Consider the following 3272-nt stretch of genomic DNA (forward strand, 5'->3'; position numbering starts at 1 on the left):
TCGGACAATTGGAGAAGCTCCCCAATCGGCAGAAGGGCAATCTGGGTATCGGATTCGCCGTGTTAGCGGGTGTCGTATTGATAGCTCTTATCTTACAGTTCTCTTTCCTCAAACCTAGGGCTTGTGGATATGACCAACGCTATTCTACCAAGATTGATCGGCGCTCCCGAACTAACCCGATAGCTACATATCTACTCGACTAGTCGGAGTGAACCTGATGATCGGGTGCCCTCATAGCATAGATTGCACGATGATGGGGCACAAGCTTAATCAATGTGGTCTTTCCACTTCCATTGGCTCTCACAATGTCTGCTACTTTACCATTGTCATAGTGCTGACCCAATGCTCACAAAACTCCTCCTTAGTGTAGGTGACAAGGCCCTTTCCCTGGGTCTGCAACATAGACTCTATAATTAACGTGAGTTCGACCTAAGCGATGGCGATTTCGTTAGGTTTTCTGATAATTTCCAAATTTAGCTCAGGTTTCTTGGGCATTCGGTTATAAGCAATTAAACCACTATAATACTCCCCAAAAACTAGACAACTCAAAAAGTGGTAGATTTGAGAGTTGTCTAGTTTTTGGGGAGTATTATAATTGTTGTAACTACGATGAAATAGACAACTTCTATATCCCAAATAATGGGATTTATCGCATGTCTCTCTTCCTCTTGGGCACAGGGCTTACGGATTAGAAAAGGGGTGATTGCTATAAGATTACATACCTAGAGGCACACCTCAGCCCCTCACCCCTCTTCCCCTTCTTCCAATCCCCATGTAGTCCTAGAAATAATTTTTGCTGCTCGCGCCATCCGCTGTCTCCGATCTACTCGAAAGATTGCGTTGCACGATAGGAGCTGGAGGACAGAGCCTAACGGAATGGCGAAGGTCGCCACTTGATTTTTTGCTATCTTTGTAGGAAACAATTTGAAGAATAGGAAGTATGGGGATAGGAAACTTTTATAAGCAACCAAAGCCTAGCAAGTTTAGATACGTTTACCGCTACTACGACCCGAAGAAGGAAGCCGATGAGAAGCGCCGACTTCGGGTGCGTCGCCAGTATGGGCTTGACGAGGAGGTTGATCCAGAACAGGTAAAAGAGGAGCTCAAGGGGTCGTTTCGCAAACAATCAGACCACCTCGCCAAGTACGATAAAGAGCAGGTGGGGGACAAGGCTTTTGCAGAGCGTAACCGTGTTACAATGATTGTGCTGATACTTGGGCTCGTGCTTCTGATATGGCTATTTAGGCATCTTGGCACGGGGCTTTTCAGATACATCGGTCAGGGTTTCACTAATATATTTAGTCTCTTTGGATAAATGGACAGCTTGATCAGGCTTTTGCCCGATAATATCGCCAACCAAATAGCGGCTGGTGAGGTGATTCAGCGACCAGCATCAGTAGTGAAGGAGCTGGTAGAAAATGCCATAGATGCGGGCGCCACGGATATTCAAATAGAAATCAAGGATGCAGGACGCACTCTGATACAAGTTATTGACAATGGCAAGGGTATGGCTCCTATGGATGCGCGTATGGCTTTTGAACGCCATGCTACGAGCAAGATACGGCAGGCCGAGGATCTCTTTGCGCTGACCACGATGGGCTTTAGGGGAGAGGCGCTCCCCTCTATCGCAGCTGTGGCACATGTATCGCTACAGACACGCACTTCAGATAGTGAGCAAGGCATCCGAGTAGAGCTCGAAGGCTCTAAGGTGACTGGTAGCACGCCTGTAGTGTGCCCAGTGGGTGCCAACTTCTCGGTAAAGCACTTATTTTTCAATGTACCGGCAAGGCGGAAGTTCCTCAAGACAGACGACACTGAGTTTCGCCATATCATCAGCGAGATACAAAACGTAGCTGCCGTTCGCCCCGATATCTCATTTACCCTTAGGCACAATGAGGTGGTCACCCTTAAGCTCGACCCCTCCTCGCCTAAGCAGAGGATTATAGATCTATTTGGGAAACGCCTCTCAGAGAATCTATTGACCATAGACATGGAGACACCACTTGCTCATATTCGTGGGTTCGTGACTAAGGCTTCGGCATCACGTAAGAGAGGGGCACAGCAATACTTCTTTGTCAATGACCGATATATGAAGCACCCCTATTTCCACCGCATGGTGATGAATGCCTATGGGGGTCTTATTCCACAGGGAGAAGCACCAGAGTATTTCCTATTCTTCTCGGTAGACCCAGCTAGTATCGATGTCAATATCTCGCCGACCAAGACAGAGATAAAGTTTGAGGCGGAGACGGATATCGCCTCGATACTCTACTCGGCAGTACGGGAGATACTAATGATGGGGGCTGCTGTACCTTCCTTGGATTTTGACGACGAGAAGATGGAGATTCCAGTGGCTACGAAGAACACCGACGGAGCCTTTTTCCCTGAGCCGCCGTCTGTCTCTCCTGAGCTGACCATGAGGAGCAAGATGAATAATGGGGATAGTACACTCCAACTCCCAACTACAGACTTCAAGATGCCCGACATCTCGGACTGGGATAGGTTTTATGAGAACTTCGAGTCTAAGCGAATCACGAGCCAGCCCAAGCAGCAGCCGTTGCCGCACCTCTCGATACCTAAGACGGAGGAAAAGCTAGAGATATCTACGCCTCTCCTCTACGGAAACTATGCTGTGTTTCCCCACCCCAAAGGGTTGGCTCTTGCCGACCTGAAGCGGGTGCAGTACAAGGTACATTACGAGCGCGCCAAACAGCGTCTGAAGGCGGGGGGGCTCGTTTCGCATCGTTTGCTCTTCCCTACACTCATGGAGCTGAGCGCCAAGGAGGCTCAGGAACTAAAGCGTCATCTTGTGCTCCTCGACCGTCTCGGGTTTGACATCTCCGATATGGGGCAAAATGCTTTTACCATTAACGCTGTGCCCGATGGGGTCAATGCAGGTGGCGAGGAACTACTGCTCCACCAAATCCTCACAGAGTGCCAAGCTACGGCAAAGAGTAGCGAGGAAATCCTCTTGGAGGGACTGGTACGTCAATTGGTTCGCTTCCAGATTCAGCAGGGCAAGACTCTGCTCTCGCCGAAAGAAGCTCAAGAACTCCTGACGGAGCTATTCACGCTTCCCGAGCATCTCATTACGCCCGAGGGCAAGAGCACACTCTCTTTCCTTACCGATAAAGAGCTGGATCGGCGTTTCTAGCGTAACTCTCCCAAAACGGGCGTGTAAGGAGAGAATAAAATAGCCTGTAGGTACGATTTGGTACCTACAGTCTATTTTGTGTCTCGGTGTCTTTTTGAGTTAGACTTCTATGTGACCT

The 3272-nt window shown here is 49.0% G+C and carries 3 protein-coding genes; all 3 read left to right on the forward strand.

Annotated features, from left to right (window positions below; all coding sequences use genetic code 11):
• Positions 1-203, forward strand: a 203-nt coding sequence (locus A3GG_RS13570; protein ID WP_033408088.1) for a hypothetical protein, incomplete at its 5' end; no start/stop codon positions are given.
• Between the two features lie 737 nt (positions 204-940).
• Complete coding sequence (locus A3GG_RS0101105) at positions 941-1315, forward strand: hypothetical protein (protein WP_018357493.1); 375 nt, start codon at positions 941-943, stop codon at positions 1313-1315.
• Positions 1316-3154 (forward strand): DNA mismatch repair endonuclease MutL, encoded by a 1839-nt coding sequence (mutL, locus tag A3GG_RS0101110; protein WP_018357494.1) that lies wholly within the window; start codon positions 1316-1318, stop codon positions 3152-3154.
• Positions 3155-3272: the final 118 nt, after the last annotated feature.

Source organism: Porphyromonas levii DSM 23370, assembly GCF_000379925.1.
Lineage (GTDB): Bacteria > Bacteroidota > Bacteroidia > Bacteroidales > Porphyromonadaceae > Porphyromonas_A > Porphyromonas_A levii.